13 protein-coding genes are annotated in these 16,038 nt (G+C 55.6%); 5 read left to right on the forward strand and 8 right to left on the reverse strand.

Annotated elements, in window-relative coordinates; translation table 11 throughout:
- The first annotated feature begins 79 nt into the window (after positions 1 to 79).
- Complete coding sequence (gene degS / locus ACQG1Y_RS21100) at positions 80 to 1,147, forward strand: outer membrane-stress sensor serine endopeptidase DegS (protein ID WP_003860430.1); 1,068 nt, start codon at positions 80 to 82, stop codon at positions 1,145 to 1,147.
- A 51-nt stretch (positions 1,148 to 1,198) separates the two neighbouring features.
- Here degS and mdh read toward each other — a convergent pair whose 3' ends face one another.
- Complete coding sequence (mdh, locus tag ACQG1Y_RS21105) at positions 1,199 to 2,137, reverse strand: malate dehydrogenase (protein WP_003860429.1); 939 nt, start codon at positions 2,135 to 2,137, stop codon at positions 1,199 to 1,201.
- A gap of 397 nt (positions 2,138 to 2,534) precedes the next feature.
- Here mdh and argR point away from each other — a divergent pair, with 397 nt between their 5' ends.
- Positions 2,535 to 3,005 (forward strand): transcriptional regulator ArgR, encoded by a 471-nt coding sequence (gene argR, locus ACQG1Y_RS21110; RefSeq protein WP_003860428.1) that lies wholly within the window; start codon positions 2,535 to 2,537, stop codon positions 3,003 to 3,005.
- Between the two features lie 378 nt (positions 3,006 to 3,383).
- Positions 3,384 to 3,647: a peroxide/acid stress response protein YhcN gene (gene yhcN / locus ACQG1Y_RS21115; RefSeq protein WP_006812160.1), complete on the forward strand. Its 264-nt coding sequence runs from the start codon at positions 3,384 to 3,386 to the stop codon at positions 3,645 to 3,647.
- Positions 3,648 to 3,706: 59 nt separating this feature from the next.
- Here the strand turns inward: yhcN and ACQG1Y_RS21120 are convergent, their stop codons facing one another.
- The 5 genes from ACQG1Y_RS21120 to aaeX all read right to left on the reverse strand — a co-directional run bounded on the left by ACQG1Y_RS21120 (position 3,707) and on the right by aaeX (position 8,682).
- Positions 3,707 to 3,979, reverse strand: a complete 273-nt coding sequence (locus tag ACQG1Y_RS21120) for a barstar family protein (protein ID WP_003860424.1) — start codon at positions 3,977 to 3,979, stop codon at positions 3,707 to 3,709.
- Positions 3,980 to 4,024: 45 nt separating this feature from the next.
- The gene (locus ACQG1Y_RS21125; RefSeq protein ID WP_254309418.1) at positions 4,025 to 5,479 is read right to left on the reverse strand and encodes an NAD-dependent succinate-semialdehyde dehydrogenase; all 1,455 of its coding nucleotides are present in this window, start codon (positions 5,477 to 5,479) and stop codon (positions 4,025 to 4,027) included.
- Positions 5,480 to 5,565: 86 nt separating this feature from the next.
- The gene (gene aaeB, locus ACQG1Y_RS21130) at positions 5,566 to 7,533 is read right to left on the reverse strand and encodes a p-hydroxybenzoic acid efflux pump subunit AaeB (RefSeq protein ID WP_015572008.1); all 1,968 of its coding nucleotides are present in this window, start codon (positions 7,531 to 7,533) and stop codon (positions 5,566 to 5,568) included.
- 5 nt (positions 7,534 to 7,538) lie between these two features.
- Positions 7,539 to 8,471, reverse strand: coding sequence for a p-hydroxybenzoic acid efflux pump subunit AaeA (gene aaeA, locus ACQG1Y_RS21135; protein ID WP_017382713.1), 933 nt, complete (start codon positions 8,469 to 8,471; stop codon positions 7,539 to 7,541).
- A 7-nt stretch (positions 8,472 to 8,478) separates the two neighbouring features.
- A complete protein-coding gene (aaeX, locus tag ACQG1Y_RS21140) occupies positions 8,479 to 8,682 on the reverse strand; it encodes a p-hydroxybenzoic acid efflux pump operon protein AaeX (protein ID WP_003860416.1) in 204 nt (67 codons plus the stop codon).
- A gap of 179 nt (positions 8,683 to 8,861) precedes the next feature.
- Between aaeX and aaeR the strand changes: the two genes are divergently transcribed.
- Together aaeR and ACQG1Y_RS21150 are read left to right on the forward strand one after the other, a co-directional pair.
- Complete coding sequence (gene aaeR / locus ACQG1Y_RS21145) at positions 8,862 to 9,788, forward strand: HTH-type transcriptional activator AaeR (protein ID WP_017382712.1); 927 nt, start codon at positions 8,862 to 8,864, stop codon at positions 9,786 to 9,788.
- Positions 9,789 to 10,007: 219 nt separating this feature from the next.
- Positions 10,008 to 10,622 (forward strand): YagU family protein, encoded by a 615-nt coding sequence (locus tag ACQG1Y_RS21150; RefSeq protein ID WP_017382711.1) that lies wholly within the window; start codon positions 10,008 to 10,010, stop codon positions 10,620 to 10,622.
- A 45-nt stretch (positions 10,623 to 10,667) separates the two neighbouring features.
- On the opposite strand, the gene tldD is transcribed toward ACQG1Y_RS21150, so the two are convergent.
- Together tldD and yhdP are read right to left on the reverse strand one after the other, a co-directional pair.
- A complete protein-coding gene (tldD, locus tag ACQG1Y_RS21155; protein WP_017382710.1) occupies positions 10,668 to 12,113 on the reverse strand; it encodes a metalloprotease TldD in 1,446 nt (481 codons plus the stop codon).
- An 83-nt stretch (positions 12,114 to 12,196) separates the two neighbouring features.
- Entirely contained in the window at positions 12,197 to 16,003 is a 3,807-nt protein-coding gene (gene yhdP / locus ACQG1Y_RS21160) for an AsmA2 domain-containing protein YhdP (RefSeq protein WP_414234768.1), read from the reverse strand.
- Positions 16,004 to 16,038 lie beyond the last annotated feature (35 nt).

Raw genomic sequence — 16,038 nt, forward strand, 5'->3', positions numbered from 1 at the left:
CGGACATCGCCGCTGCGTGTGATGTCCGGATAACTCATGTTATGCTGCAAACCGTTCCTTTTTTAACGACACACGCATCATGCTTTTAAAGCTCTTTCGTTCAATTGTCATTGGTTTGATCGTTGCCGGTCTGCTGCTGGTGGCTATGCCATCTTTACGCCAGTTCAACAAACTGTCGGCTCCTCAGTTCGACAGCACGGATGAAACGCCTGCGACGTACAATCAGGCGGTACGCCGTGCCGCCCCCGCCGTGGTTAACGTCTATAACCGCGGGCTTAACAGTTCCGCTCATAACCAGCTGGAGATCCGCACGCTCGGTTCCGGTGTGATCATGGATGACCGGGGCTACATCATCACCAATAAACACGTCATTAACGATGCCGACCAGATTATCGTCGCCTTACAGGATGGCCGCGTGTTTGAAGCCCTGCTGGTGGGGTCGGACAGCCTTACCGACCTGGCGGTGCTGAAGATCAACGCCACGGGCGGTCTGCCGACTATCCCGATTAATCGCAAACGCACGCCGCACATCGGCGATGTGGTGCTGGCGATCGGTAACCCGTACAACCTGGGCCAGACCATCACTCAGGGGATCATCAGCGCGACCGGTCGAATCGGCCTGAACCCGTCAGGGCGACAGAACTTCCTGCAAACCGATGCCTCGATCAACCACGGTAACTCCGGCGGTGCGCTGGTGAACTCTCTCGGCGAACTGATGGGCATTAACACCCTCTCGTTCGACAAGAGCAACGACGGCGAAACGCCGGAAGGGATTGGCTTTGCCATTCCGTTCCAGCTGGCGACCAAGATCATGGACAAGCTGATCCGTGATGGCCGCGTGATCCGTGGCTACATCGGTATTGGCGGGCGTGAAATCGCGCCGATGCATACGCAGGGCGGTGGTATCGATCAGATCCAGGGGATTGTGGTCAACGAAGTGGCGCCTGGCGGCCCGGCGGCCAACGCAGGTATCCAGGTGAACGACGTTATCCTTTCCGTCAACGGTACGCCAGCGGTCTCTGCGCTGGAAACCATGGACCAGGTGGCTGAGATTCGCCCGGGCTCCATCATCCCTGTTGAAGTCATGCGTAATGACAAGAAGCTGACGATTCAGGTCACCATCCAGGAATACCCGGCCACTAACTGACGGGCATAAAAAAACGGAGCTTAACGCTCCGTTTTTTTTACCGGGATAAGATCACTTGTTAACGAATTCTTCGCCCAGCGTAATGTCTTTCTTCAGCGTATCCAGCATGCCTTCCATCGCGTTTTGCTCAAACGCGCTCAGCGTGCCGATAGACTTACGCTCTTCAACACCGTTTTTACCCAGCAGCAGCGGCTGAGAGAAGAAGCGCGCGTGTTCACCGTCGCCTTCAACATAGGCGCATTCAACAACGCCTTTTTCGCCCTGCAACGCGCGAACCAGAGACAGGCCGAAACGTGCCGCCGCCTGGCCCATAGACAGGGTTGCAGAACCGCCACCCGCCTTCGCTTCCACCACTTCGGTGCCTGCGTTCTGAATACGTTTGGTCAGATCAGCCACTTCCTGCTCGGTGAAGCTCACGCCCGGGATCTGCGACAGCAGAGGCAGGATGGTCACGCCAGAATGACCGCCGATAACCGGCACTTCCACTTCCGTTGGCTGCTTGCCTTTCAGCTCAGCCACGAAGGTATTGGAGCGGATGATATCCAGCGTAGTTACGCCGAACAGTTTGTTCTTGTCGTAAACGCCCGCTTTCTTCAGCACTTCTGCTGCGATAGCAACGGTGGTGTTCACCGGGTTGGTGATGATCCCGATGCACGCTTTCGGGCAGGTTTCAGCAATCTGCTGAACCAGGTTTTTCACGATGCCCGCGTTGACGTTGAACAGGTCTGAACGATCCATACCCGGTTTACGCGCAACACCCGCGGAGATCAGCACCACGTCGGCACCCTGCAACGCAGGACGCGCATCTTCACCGGAGAAGCCTTTGATTTTCACAGCTGTCGGGATGTGGCTCAGGTCAACCGCCACACCTGGGGTTACCGGAGCAATATCGTACAGGGAGAGTTCTGAGCCTGAAGGCAGTTGGGTTTTCAGTAGTAGGGCAAGCGCCTGGCCGATACCACCAGCAGCGCCGAGGACTGCGACTTTCATCCTAAACTCCTTATTATGGTTAACTTAAGTATCTGTAACTCCGTTGCGGCGACCATAATTCAGCACGTCATTAATTACAATTTTCATCGCTAAAGAATTTGAGGTCGCACGTCTTTCGCCTTCACCTGAATACTATCGGGATGCAGGCAACAACGAATTAAGAGGGGGTTACAATACACCCTGCCACGCCACCAAAACAACATCATTTTGATAACATTTAATTTACTTTTAAGCTTATTTGCGCGGCGTGACCCAGGCATGTTTTCCGATAACGAAATCTGATAAAATCTCTCCCTTTCATAACATTATTTCAGCCTGGTGCCAGGTAGATAATTTGCATAAAAATTCATCCACATGCATAATAATGTTGTTTCTATCGTCATATTCCGGGTGACTTATGCGAAGCTCGTCTAAGCAAGAAGAATTAGTAAAGGCGTTTAAAGCGCTACTAAAAGAAGAGAAATTCAGTTCTCAGGGAGAAATTGTTCAGGCGTTGCAGGAACAAGGCTTCGACAACATCAACCAGTCGAAGGTCTCTCGCATGTTAACCAAGTTTGGTGCGGTGCGTACGCGCAACGCCAAAATGGAAATGGTTTATTGCCTGCCTGCTGAACTTGGCGTGCCAACGACCTCCAGCCCGCTGAAAAACCTGGTTCTGGACATCGACTATAACGATGCCGTGGTCGTGATCCACACCAGCCCGGGCGCAGCCCAGCTGATTGCCCGCCTGCTGGACTCGCTGGGTAAAGCAGAGGGGATCCTCGGGACCATCGCCGGCGATGACACCATTTTTACCACCCCGGCAAATGGTTTCTCGGTGAAAGACCTCTACGAAGCGATTCTGGTCCTGTTCGAACAGGAGCTGTAATTGTCTGCCCCGTAGCGCCTGGCTGCGGGGATCATTCTGCTTTTACCGCGTTTTACCCTGCTTTTCTCTGCCTGCTACTTTTGCAAATAGTGCTTTTTACCGCCTGTTAACATTCATTCAGTGAATGGTCTGCCGCAAAATCGCACTAAAAATCAAATTGTCCTATCCCTTTGATTTATTCAAGAAAAAACCACAAACCTCGCATTGTGCTGCCCTTTTTTATGCATTCTCGTTATAAAAAATGAATTTTTTAACGCGTAATAACAGACGAAACCATTAGTCTGGTATTAATTTTTTGCGTGATTAGTGTATACTTGATTTTGTGATGAGGGTCACAGAACAAAGACCCCAGTAAAATAATTGACGAGGTAAATAATCATGAAAATTAAAACCACTGTAGCTGCCCTGAGCGTACTGTCAGTCCTGTCATTCGGTGCGTTTGCAGCCGACACCATTAATGCTGAACAGGCACAATCCCGTCAGGCTATCGGGACTGTTTCTGTTGGCGCCATCGGTACGTCTCCGATGGACATGCACGAAATGCTGAACAAAAAAGCGGAAGAACAGGGTGCGTCATCCTATCGCATCATCGAAGCGCGCAGTGGCGACCACTGGCACGCTACCGCAGAACTGTACAAATAAACCCTCGTCGTATCTCATCATACGACTTGCCCCTGACCTCCCGGTCAGGGGCTTTTTTATCACTGGCGCACGTTGAAACGCAGTTGCCCTTCCAGCTCCTCCTCCGCTTCATCAAACAATAAAATCAATGCACCAAAGCGTCTGCGTAGTTTTTCAGGCAGATGGGTAAATTCGATTTCCAGCGGTAACGGCAGACGATCGCCGGTAACCACATCCCACAGCATATCAAGATTGCTTACGCTGCCCCGCTCCAGGTCGAACGCCCGAATAAACTCGCGATAGAAGTCTTCCTGACTCTCAATTTCGTCAAAATCAAAGGTATAAATTTTCATTGCCAGCCACCCGGTACAGGCGGGCGGCAAATGCCGCCCTGTCTATTATAATCCCCCGATATGCAGGGTTTTGACTTCCAGAAACTCCTCCAGCCCCAGCACGGACCCCTCACGGCCCAGCCCGGACTCTTTTACGCCCCCAAACGGACCCAGTTCGGTCGAGACAGCACATTCGTTAATTCCGATCATGCCGCTCTCAATGACCTGCGAGACGCGGAACACGCGCGAAAGATTCTGGGTATAAAAGTAGGCTGCCAGCCCGTAAGGCGTATTGTTAGCGCGCATAACCACTTCGTCTTCCGACGTGAAGCGGAAGCAAGCGGCAACGGGACCAAAGGTCTCCTCTTCTGCCAGCTTCATGCCTTCATGGCAGTCACCGAGTACGGTTGGCATCCAGAAGTTGCCGCCAAGTTCGTGCGGTTTACCCCCAGCCAGCACCGTGGCGCCCTTCGCTACCGCATCTTCGACGTGCTCACGGACTTTTTCGACAGCCGAAGGCTCAATCAGCGGGCCGACAACGACGCCCTCGTCCAGACCGTTACCCACCTTCAGCGCCTTCACCGCATCGGCAAGTTGATTGACAAACTTGTCATAGACCGTCTCCTGAATATAGAAACGGTTTACGCTGACGCAGACCTGCCCGGCGTTACGGAACTTATTGGCGATCGCGCCTTTGACGGCGGCCTCAATATCCGCGTCCTCGAAAACGATATATGGCGCATTACCGCCCAGCTCCATCGATACCTTTTTCATGGTCTCTGCGGAATTGCGAACCAGCGTTTTCCCGACGGCGGTTGATCCGGTAAACGAGATTTTGCGCACGTCATGGCTGGCCATAATGGCGTCACTAATTTCTGAGGTGCTCCCCGCGACCGCATTCAGCACACCATCCGGCACACCGGCCTGCTTCGCCAGCGTCAGCAGCGCAAAGGCGCTCAGCGGCGTGTTGTTTGCAGGCTTGATGACGCCGGTACATCCTGCTGCCAGCGCCGGGCCGAGCTTACGGGTGAGCATGGCCATCGGGAAATTCCATGGCGTGATAGCAGCAACCACCCCGACAGGTTCACGAGTGGCCAGAATACGGGAGCCGGGTTTAACCGGAGGAATAATTTCACCGTTGGCGCGCTTGGCCTGCTCGGCAAACCACTGAATGAAGCTGGCAGCGTAGTCCACCTCACCTTCAGCCTCTTTCAGCGGCTTGCCCTGCTCGGTGGTCATCAGCCGCCCGAGCCAGCTTTTGTTCTCGATAATCAGTTCATACCAGCGATAGAGGATCGCGGAACGCTCTTTTGCCGTTTTTGCGCGCCATGCGGGAAAGGCCTTCGTCGCGGCCGCAATGGCCTCTTCGGTTTCGGCTTTCCCTGCTTTCGCCACTTTCGCGACCACCTCGCCCGTGGCCGGGTTTAGCACATCAAACGTGGTGTCGAGTGTTTTCCAGATACCGTTAACCAGATACCCGGTCTGAAAAAGGATACTGTCCTGAAGAGCCTGGGTTGTCATGTGTCCTCCCTTCCTGAATGTTTGAACCTGCAAGAATAAGTATAGCCACAAAAAAACCGACGCTTTTGGCGTCGGTTTTCTCTTCGTTAGCTGTCTGTCAGCGCATTCTGGTAGCGGTGCAGCATAAACACCAGCCGCTCTACCGGCTCGGTAACCTGCGGCGGCGCTTCCCAGATCCGCAGTTTCTCCTGGTAGATATCCAGTTCCTCCAGCAGTTGCTTAAAGTAGCGGCGACGTTTGTCATCACTCGATGCCGATATCACATGGTCCGCCGTTCGCCGTAGCTGGCGGTGGTAGGCGGACAAATCGTCGTTGATCGGCACTGGCGCGTTCCGCAGACGCTGGTGCGCGATAATCATGGTTAACGCCAGGCGGAAGCGGGCGACATCGCCCGGGAATTTATTCAGCAACAGGAACAATTGCTGATAGAGCGCCGGCAGGTGGTTCTCCTTGCGCCGCGCGGTGTTGGTAGTCAATGACGATACGGCGGCCGACACAAACTGATTCAGCAGCACACGCCCTGTCCGCGCCTGAGAGTTATCCCGCACCAGCAGGATCACCATCATCGCCAGGAAACAGCCCACCAGCTGACCTAATGCGCTATCCAGGAACTGGCTGAAATGGAAGGTCATCGGGTTATCCAGCACGATGATGTTAATCGTGCTCGCCAGCGCACCCAACGATCCCAGACGGCGTTTTTGTACCTCAATCCCGATAAAGAACGCCATCACCGCCAGGCTGATGCAGAGCAAAAGCATGCTTTGCTGCGTCGAGGGAATAATCACCAGGAAGTAGAGCGCACCAATGGGTAACGCCGCAATGGTGCCGTACAGAAAATCGATCGCGACCATGCGCGGGTTGGGCAGACGCATCGCCAGCGCGGTGACGACGGCAATCATCACCATCGCGCCGCTGCCGGACGTCCAGCCGGTCCACAGCCAGAACAGCGTGCCGAGTATACAGGCCAGGGTGGTACGCCAGAAGTTAACCATCGCATGGTGGCGCTCGGCGGACTCCGGTTTAATCACCACTTCGCCCTGTAACACCTCTTCTTCCGCCGCACTGATTTTGGTGTTGCTAATCACGCCGCGTTTCAGGAGCAGGTAGCGCGTTGCGGCGCCAACCCAGGTATAAATGGTGACTGGCGTATCCCGTTCTCCTGTCCAGGCAATCACACGACGCATGCGTTTAAGCTGTCGATGCACGTCCTGCACCGTCTCCACGGGCTCATCAAACAGTTCGCGGAAAGTATCCGTTACCACTTCGGGGCGGGTGTTCTGAATCAGGTAGGTTTCACACGCCTGGGTGATCAGCGTTAGCGAGACGGTATTGATCGCTTTCAGACGACGATTGGCCCGCTCCCAGCGGGAAGACTCCATGTTGAGATTACTGCGCATCCCTTCCAGCGCCTGCGTGCGGCGCACCAGCGCGCTCCAGGCCTTGTCGACCTCTTCGCTGTCGCCGTGCTTAATGCACAGCTGCATAAGCTGGTACTGAGCAACAATCAGCGCGTCCAGCTCACGATCGACTTCCTGCTTGATGGATCGCGGAGAGAAGAGCAGATCTGCGACAATCGCGCAGACGATACCAATGACAATCTCGCTACAACGTTCGACGGCGAACTGCGGAGCAAGCAGCGGTTCACTCTGAATGGTGATGATAATAATCAGCGCGGTATACCCCGCCAGACCCCAGGCGTACGAGTTCTCCACCTTCACCAGCGAAGAGACCCAGGTGCAAAAACCCGCCCAGATACAGCACACAATCAGCATCAGCAGCGGCGTGCGGATCATCAGGATGATAATGGTCAGGGCGGCGATACAGCCGATAAAGGTGCCGATAATACGCAGCATCCCGCGATAGCGAATTGCCCCGGAGTAAGGTTCGCCACCCGCCGCGAAGGCTGGACCGGCGGCGACGATCGCGGCGGTCAGAACGGCCCAGCGCGGCGTTTCAAGCTGGAAATGGAAGCCAACAAACAGCGCCAGCACAATGGCGCATGCCAGCTTCACGGCGAAGCGGATGTGCTGGCTGGCGATGGAAAAAATGCCCATAGCGATCAACCAAACTCGCGCAGGCGATGGGCGATTTGACGGAAGATAGAATCCTGGCTGGCATCACGGTCTTTTTCACCCGTGATCACCACCGTCGCGGTGGTGCCTGCGGGCCAGAGGTTGCTCTGCTGCTCATCCAGACGAATGCGTACCGGTACGCGCTGCGCCAGGCGAACCCACTCGAGGTTAGAATCGACGGTCGCCATCCCTTTTGTATCATTGGTACTGCTGGAGTTGGTCACCCCCGCGGCCACGCTGTCCACGGTTCCCTTCAGGACCCGGTTGCTGCCGAGCGGCGTGATTTCGGCGCGATAGCCCGGACGCACGCCTTCCAGCTTGGTCTCTTCCATATAGGCGAGGACGTAGAAGGAGTTCTGTTTCACCAGCGCCACGGCAGTTGAGCCGCGCGTGATAAACTCACCCGCATAGACGTTGAGGTTGGTCACCCAGCCATCGGACGGGGCGCGGATAACGGTACGTTCCAGATCGAGCTTCGCCAGATCGCGCGTCGCCTGCGCTTTTGCCAGCTGATGCAGCACGGTTTGCAGCACGTTATTAGACTGGTCAATCTCTTCCCGGGACATAGCCTGGATGCCCAGCTTGTTACGGCGACCTGCTTCACGGCGTTTTTCAGCGGCCAGCGCGTTGTAATACGCCACGTCGGCTTCCGCTTCTTCCAGCGCTTTTTGATAGCGCGGCTGGTCGATGGTGAACAGCACCTGATCTTTTTTCACCAGTTGGTTATCGTGGACGTTGACCGCCGTAATGAGACCGGCGACATCGGGCGCTATCGCGACCACCTCCGCGCTGAAACGCGCATCGCGCGTCCACGGGGATTCGGTGTAATAAACCCAGGCGCGAAAAATAGCGATGAACGCCAGGATGACCAGCGCCATAGTGATGGCAGTGCGGGAGATTTTTCTTGTTAGCGTTTTCACATCAACCTCAGACAAACATGCGCGATATTAAATAGAACAGGCAGCAATACAGCGCGGTATTGAACAATGCAGGATGCCAGACGAAATCATAAATCCCGGTAGGGACCAGCACCTTGCGCACCAGCCAGAAGATCGCCAGTGATAAAAGAAGCTCGAAAAATATCGGTGGGAACGACAAACCGAACACCACGATAACGGGAAACAGACTCATGTTGACCTTGATTAAAGAGAGTGCAGGTTACTGGATTTTTAAGCTCGCGCCGCCGCAGGAGAGCAAGAATTGCCGGGCGAGAGTGGCGCAGCCGTTATGTAATTAATAATATATTAACGTAACTGTTATGCTGTTATCTATCATATGTGATCTAAATCACTTTTAAGCCAGAGTGAATAATGGAACGTCTAAAACGCATGTCCGTCTTTGCGAAAGTGGTTGAGCAAGGCTCTTTTACCGCCGCAGCACGTCAGCTACAAATGAGCGTCTCATCCATTAGCCAGACAGTGTCAAAACTGGAAGATGAGCTCCAGGTGAAGCTGCTCAACCGCAGCACCCGCAGCATCGGGCTGACGGAAGCGGGTAAAATTTACTATCAGGGCTGCCGTCGAATGCTGCATGAGGTGCAGGACGTTCACGAGCAGCTCTATGCCTTTAACAACACGCCTATCGGCACGCTGCGTATCGGTTGTTCTTCAACTATGGCACAAAATGTTCTCGCTGCCATGACGGCGGAAATGCTTAAAGAGTATCCCGGTTTAACCGTTAATCTGGTAACGGGCATTCCGGCACCGGACCTGATTGCCGATGGGTTAGACGTGGTGATCCGCGTTGGCGCGTTGCAGGACTCGAGCCTGTTCTCGCGTCGACTGGGCAGCATGCCGATGGTGGTCTGCGCTTCGAAAAGCTATCTGGCACAGTATGGCGTGCCGGAAAAACCTGCCGACCTGAGCAACCACTCGTGGCTGGAATACAGCGTTCGGCCAGATAACGAATTTGAACTGATCGCGCCGGAAGGGCTTTCCACTAAACTGCTGCCTGAAGGCCGCTTCGTGACCAACGATCCGATGACCATCTCCCGCTGGCTGGTCGCCGGGGCCGGGATCGCTTACGTGCCGCTGATGTGGGTGATCAACGAGATCAACAGCGGCGTACTGGAGATCCTCTTCCCGCGTTACCAGTCCGATCCGCGTCCGGTGTACGCGCTCTATACCGAGAAGGACAAACTGCCTCTCAAAGTACAGGTGTGTATTAACTATCTGACCGAGTATTTTGTCGAAGTGGCGGAGCTGTTTCAGGGGATGCGCGGCAGAAGAAAGGAGTAATAAAGTAATCGCTATAATCATATCTGGCATGAATATTCCCCGGATGGCACTCACATTCATCCAGGAATATTTCCGCCCTCCTCTCAGGAATGGCTAATTGACACTCCCGCCACCCGCCATTTACCTTATAAGCAGTCTGAACATCAGACTGTTATATATTTGTTACCAATATGAATAATAAAATGTATTTCGCAGGATGACGTTAAACAAGGAAAAGAGATGAATATATTCGAACAAACACCGCCTTCACGCAGGCGCTATGGACTCGCCGCGTTCATCGGTTTAATTGCAGGGATCGTCTCCGCTTTTGTCAAATGGGGAGCCGAAGTGCCACTTCCGCCACGCAGTCCCACCGATTTATTCACCGGCGCATGCGGACCTGAGCAATTAATAAGAGCCGCAAGCCAGATTGACTGTTCCCGCAACTTTTTAAACCCACCTTATGTCTTTTTACGCGACTGGCTGGGCGTTGCTGATCCTAACGCAGCCGTTTATACATTTGCCGGACATATATTTAACTGGGTCGGTGTGACCCATATTATTTTCTCAATCGTCTTCGCTGTGGGGTATTGCGTTGTTGCGGAAGTCTTTCCGAAAATTAAACTCTGGCAGGGTTTGCTGGCGGGTGCGTTAGCCCAGCTTTTTGTGCATATGATCTCCTTCCCGCTGATGGGTCTGACGCCACCGCTGCTTGAGTTGCCGTGGTATGAACACGTGTCAGAGATCGTGGGGCATCTGGTCTGGTTCTGGTCGATCGAAATCATTCGTCGTGACTTGCGTAACCGCATTACTCACGAGCCTGATCCAGAGATACCGCTGGGTAACTTACGTTAAAAAAAAGGCGCTACATCTGTAGCGCCTTTTTTAAGCATCCTAAGATCAGGCCGTGCCGCCCACCGTCAGATTATCCACTTTCAGCGTAGGCTGACCGACGCCCACAGGCAGGCTCTGGCCCTCTTTGCCGCAAACGCCCACGCCGTTATCCAGTTTCAGGTCGTTACCGACCATGGAAATCTGCTGCATGGCCTCAATGCCGGAGCCAATCAGGGTTGCGCCCTTCACCGCTTTGGTCACTTTGCCCTTCTCAATCAGATACGCCTCTGAGGTAGAGAAGACAAATTTGCCGGAGGTGATATCCACCTGACCGCCGCCAAAGTTTGGCGCGAAGATACCGTAATCAACGGATTCGATAATCTCCTGCGGCGTGGACTGGCCCGGCAGCATGTAAGTATTGGTCATGCGCGGCATCGGCAGATGTGCGTAGGATTCACGACGGCCATTACCCGTCGGCGCAACGCCCATCAGGCGCGCGTTAAGCTTGTCCTGCATGTAGCCTTTCAGTACGCCGTTTTCGATCAGCACGTTGTACTGACCCGGCGTACCTTCATCGTCGATAGAAATCGAGCCGCGACGGTCGAGCATGGTGCCATCATCCACCACGGTACACAGCTCGGAGGAGACAAGCTGCCCCATCTGACCGCTGAATACGGACGTCCCGCGACGGTTGAAATCACCTTCCAGGCCGTGACCGACCGCTTCGTGCAGTAGCACGCCCGGCCAGCCTGCGCCCAGTACCACCGGCAACGTACCGGCGGGTGCAGCCACGGCAGACAGGTTGACCAGCGCCATGCGCACGGCTTCTTTTGCCCATGCATCCGCGCGGGCTTCGCCGTCGACATCACCCAGGAACCAGTCATAACCAAAACGACCGCCGCCACCGCTGGAGCCGCGCTCGCGCTTGCCGTCGTCTTCAACCTGCACGCTGATAGAGAGACGCACCAGCGGGCGAACATCCGCCGCCAGGGTACCGTCCGTCGCCGCCACCAGGATCAGTTCATAAACACCGGTCAGGCTGGCAGAGACTTCCTGCACGCGTTTATCCGCCGCGCGAGCCACTTTGTCCACGCGACGAAGGATGTCCAGCTTCTCTTCACGGCTCATGCTTTGCAGCGGGTCGATGCTGGTATAGAGCGCAGCGTGCTGCACTTCACCCAGCGTTTTCACCCGTCCGTCGCCCGTATCGCGCACAATGGTTCGCGCCGCCTGCGCGCTCTGCTCCAGCGCGGCCAGGCTTATCTGGTCTGCATAGGCAAAACCGGTTTTTTCGCCGCTGACGGCGCGCACGCCGACGCCCTGGTCAATGTTATAAGAGCCATCTTTAATGATGCTGTCTTCTAAAACCCAGGATTCGTGATAGCTCGACTGGAAATAGAGATCGCCGTAGTCGAGGCGGCGTTCGGTCAGTTGACCAAGAATGGAGAACAGGTCCTGATGGCTCAGGCCGTTCGCTGCGAGCAAATGTTCACTTACCAGGTTCAGACTCATCTATTGCTACTCGTTCGTTGCCGCCTGTGGCGGTATAAAGATCGTATTTATTGAGAGTGAGGCAATTACCTGCCCACGTCAAATCATTGCTGTGCTTCTTTGCGCGGCTGGCGCAGCACCTCATTAATCTGTGGTTTATCAACCGGCCCGGTGATGCGATAGCGCAGAATCGAGACTTTGCTCCAGAGCGGTCCCAGCACTTTACTGGCCGCAAACACCGCCGCCCCGACGATCGGATTGACCACAAAGGCTGCCGCAACGCCCACGCTTGCGGAAATCTCCGGCGCCACCACGGCTTCCATATCCAGCTCGCGGCGCACGAGATCCACTGACCCTTTCATCGCGATATCCGCTTCCAGGCCGTCCACCAGCGTGTCGTCGGTGTGCAGAACGCCGTCTTTGATCCACGCCGTGCTGCGAATGGAATCGTAGTAGAAACCTTCGCTGAAGGTGTCGCTAAAGTCGAAGCGCAGCTTGCGCAGCAGCGCGTCAAAACTCAGCAGACGCAGGATCTGCCCGGCGCGCCCCGTGCTCACATCGGCAATCTCACCCTTACCGAAGTGGGTTTTCAGGATGCCGTTAAGCGAAGCTTCATCGGGTGTCCACGGCGCTGCGCGCCAGTGCAGATCGTAATTCACATCGAAGGACGATCCGCGAAGCGGCGTGCTAATGCCGAAGAAGTTAGCTGCGGCGTCCAGCTTGTTGCCTTTAATATCGCCTTTCAGCGAGGTGCGCTGTTCACCCGGTTTGTTCACCCATTCGCCAGCGGCAGTCATGCGGCCAAAGCCGGTATCCACCAGCCCACCAGAGAGGCTCAGCGTATTGCCCTGAATAGCAAAATCACCGTCGATACGGCCATATTTTTGCCCCCACAGCCAGCACTCCGCACAGCGCAACTGGAGATCGGGCCAGCCGCTGAAATCCACGCGCGACCTCCCACTGCCACTGACAGGAGAAGCGCTTGTCGACTCTGCTTTAGACGCCGTAAAGGTCGGATTGTAATAGAGATAACGGATAGCCGCCTGCCATGGCGCGTGATCGCGCATGGTCAACGAACCGTTGATCTCACGCCCCTGCGCCTCGACCTTTGAGCCGTTTACCGTCGGCCGGGAGACAATACTCAGGTTGTTCCACTGCTGCCCGCCCAGCGTCAGCGCAGGCGTTCGCAAGGTAATGGACTGCGGGAACTGCGCCGTTTGGTCGACGTTTTGCCCGACACCTTTCTGGAACAGTGCCAGCCACTCTGCGCCATCCATCGGCGGGAGATTCAGTTCAACGCCCGCCTGCTCCGGCAGCGGCGGCGTGGTACGGCTGTCCGTCGTCCAGATCGCTCTGTCCAGCGTCAGCTTGCGGTTAAGCAGCCAGCGGCTGTTGAAGTGGTTTGTTCCACCAGCGTTTCCGGTTAAATCGAAGCTGTTAAGGTTGCCCGCAACCTTAACATTGACGGGCAATGCTTCACCGCTTTTCTTATTCAGCGGCGCGGGAAGTTGGCTGCTGAGGTTTTTCAGATCGCCCGTAATGTCGACGTTATAGCGCGCACCGGCATGATAAGGCAGGTCGATGGCGACCTTGCCATTCCATGACACCGCGCCGTCCACCGCATTCTCAATCGGCTTCGGCAGAACATCCATGCGTGACGGCTGCCAGTTCGCGTCCATATTGACCGCCACCTGGTAGGCTTTATCGCCCTCGGTGGTGGAGAAATCGATATTGACGGGTTGATTGAACCAGGTCGCTTTCAGCGGCTCACTTTTCAGCGTGCCGTTAACAAAGCTGAACTGACCGCTGAGGTTTTTCAGCGTGCTGTCCAGCGGCTTGATATAGAGGCTGTTGTTATTAAGGCTAACGTCGCCTTTGGCGGTGGTCATTTCACCGTCCAGCGGGATATCCAGATGTAAGCGAGCATTCACATCGCCATCTAACTGCAACTGCTGAAGGGTGGCTGCCAGGGAGTCATTCAGCGGCGTATCTTCAAAGTACGGGCCAACCGCTTCACCTGGCCCCTTAATATCCGCATCAATCAGCAGTTTCTCTTTGGAGTAATCCGGGATGTTTGCCGTCAGGTTGCTTGCCGTTACGCCGCCCAGCGCAACGCTATCCGTCTTCATCCACAGGCCGTCATTCAGGAAGTTGAGTTCAATATCCAGATTCTTCAGCGCCGGCCAGTCCGGCTGGAAGGCATAGGTGGCGTTGCGTAGAGGCACCAGAACCTGGAACTGGCCTTCGTTGTGCTTATACGGGAACAGGTGCGGGTTGCCGCCGTAGACCAGCGTGGCGTTATCCGCCTGGCCGCCCTGAATAGCGCCGCTGAGATAGTCCACCAACGCTTTCCCCATCAGGTTTTCCGGGAAGTAGCGCCACGCCTGCGAACCGTCATCCGTGCTGATGCCCGCCAGAATACCCAACCACGGCTCATCGCCTTCAGGCTGTAGATAACGGAAATTACCGCGGGCATGTACCGCTTTGGCTTTCACATCGATATCGCGGCCATCGAGCTGAAAACTTTTGTCATTCTTCAGCCAGTTGAGGGTGGCATTTCCCTTTTCGATCTCCAGTGGCGCACGGAAGACCGTTTCGTACGGCATTTTCGCGTCCTGCATTTCTGCCGTCAGCCTGCCGTTTTCCACGCTTCCTTCCAGTTTACCGCTGAAGTGCTCGGCACCCGGCAGCAGTTTCCACTGTTTCCATGCGAGATTTTTCCATGCCGCCTGAAAACGCGTCTTTTCCGTAGCCTGGAGCGGAATATCCAGCGCCAGCCGGTTTATCTGCCCGCTCGGCTGCGTCGCCAGCCAGATTTCGCCCAGCTCCGGGGAGAGTTTTGCGGCCATTGAACGCAGCCCTTCGATCGCCGTCAGATCCAGGTTACTGGCGCGGATACGCAGCTCGTCGCTGCGTTTACCGTTTATCCCGCCGACGTCCTGCTCCGGCATCCACGCCAGCGTCAGCGCGCCGCGCGGCCAGGGTTTGTTATCCATGGAGATGCGCGTATCCGGAATAGCGAACTGCCAGCCGCCTTTATCCTGCGTCACGTGTGCGGTGAGGTTATCGACGGAAAGTTGATGCTGATGGTTTTCCCCTTTCCAGCTCGCGCCCCCCTGCTTAAGCCAGATATCGCCGCTGGCGAACGTCCCGTTCGTCAGGGTCATCCAGCCTTCCAGGCTGAAGCGCGCGGTCTCCAGCTGCATGTTCTGCTGTAGCCACTCACCGAGCCACGGCTTCACGTCCACGTCGTCCGCCTGTAGCCACACCCTGCCGTTGTTCAGCAAGCCATTGTCGTCACGCAGATCCATCCGCACCTGCATAACGCCGTGCTGCCCGTTCAGGCTGGAGAGATTCACCTGCCCCTCGGCGCGGTGGCGATCTTTCCCGTTTAACCATGTCAGCTGTGGGATCGCCAGCTCAGCGCGCTGGCCGGAAAGAGTAATAAAGCTCACTTCGCTGTCGCGCAGATCGAAATGATCGAACTGCCGCAGGAACAGATCGCTGATACGGCTGGTTTCCAGCCCCCGATCGCTGTCACCGCTTCGCAGCGGCGTGTTAGTCATCAGCTGAAGTTGCCAGAAGGTGAGATCGCGAAACTGCCAGCGCAGATGCAGCAGGCTTTGCCAGACATCCAGCGCTAGGGTGACGCGTTTGATTTTGAGGTGGCCGCCATCTTTCAGGCCGGCGCTGATATCCCGGGCATCTAGCGTCGGGCCAAAGTTCTGCCAGCTTGCCTCGATATGACTCACGTCCACCGGCAGGCCGGTGGCGGATTCGATTTTTGCCAGGATCTGCGGACGCCAGCTGTCCAGATGCGGCAAGGCGAGACGCAGCCCGCTCACGAGCAACGCGACAATCACGACCAGCGTTGCCCCTGTAAGCAGTAAAATCCCCGGCAATCGCCTCACGCGTCTCTCCTTGTCAGCCTTAAATCTCGCAGCGA

Source organism: Enterobacter cloacae complex sp. 397G4 (assembly GCF_050031515.1).
GTDB classification, from domain to species: Bacteria; Pseudomonadota; Gammaproteobacteria; order Enterobacterales; family Enterobacteriaceae; genus Enterobacter; species Enterobacter hormaechei_C.

What these genes read in the sequence shown, in the direction of transcription:
- degS (WP_003860430.1), top strand. Translation starts at nt 80, where the DNA reads ATGCTTTTAAAGCTCTTTCGTTCAATTGTCATTGGTTTGATCGTTGCC.
- mdh (WP_003860429.1), bottom strand. Translation starts at nt 2,137, where the DNA reads ATGAAAGTCGCAGTCCTCGGCGCTGCTGGTGGTATCGGCCAGGCGCTT.
- argR (WP_003860428.1), top strand. Translation starts at nt 2,535, where the DNA reads ATGCGAAGCTCGTCTAAGCAAGAAGAATTAGTAAAGGCGTTTAAAGCG.
- yhcN (WP_006812160.1), top strand. Translation starts at nt 3,384, where the DNA reads ATGAAAATTAAAACCACTGTAGCTGCCCTGAGCGTACTGTCAGTCCTG.
- ACQG1Y_RS21120 (WP_003860424.1), bottom strand. Translation starts at nt 3,979, where the DNA reads ATGAAAATTTATACCTTTGATTTTGACGAAATTGAGAGTCAGGAAGAC.
- ACQG1Y_RS21125 (WP_254309418.1), bottom strand. Translation starts at nt 5,479, where the DNA reads ATGACAACCCAGGCTCTTCAGGACAGTATCCTTTTTCAGACCGGGTAT.
- aaeB (WP_015572008.1), bottom strand. Translation starts at nt 7,533, where the DNA reads ATGGGCATTTTTTCCATCGCCAGCCAGCACATCCGCTTCGCCGTGAAG.
- aaeX (WP_003860416.1), bottom strand. Translation starts at nt 8,682, where the DNA reads ATGAGTCTGTTTCCCGTTATCGTGGTGTTCGGTTTGTCGTTCCCACCG.
- aaeR (WP_017382712.1), top strand. Translation starts at nt 8,862, where the DNA reads ATGGAACGTCTAAAACGCATGTCCGTCTTTGCGAAAGTGGTTGAGCAA.
- ACQG1Y_RS21150 (WP_017382711.1), top strand. Translation starts at nt 10,008, where the DNA reads ATGAATATATTCGAACAAACACCGCCTTCACGCAGGCGCTATGGACTC.
- tldD (WP_017382710.1), bottom strand. Translation starts at nt 12,113, where the DNA reads ATGAGTCTGAACCTGGTAAGTGAACATTTGCTCGCAGCGAACGGCCTG.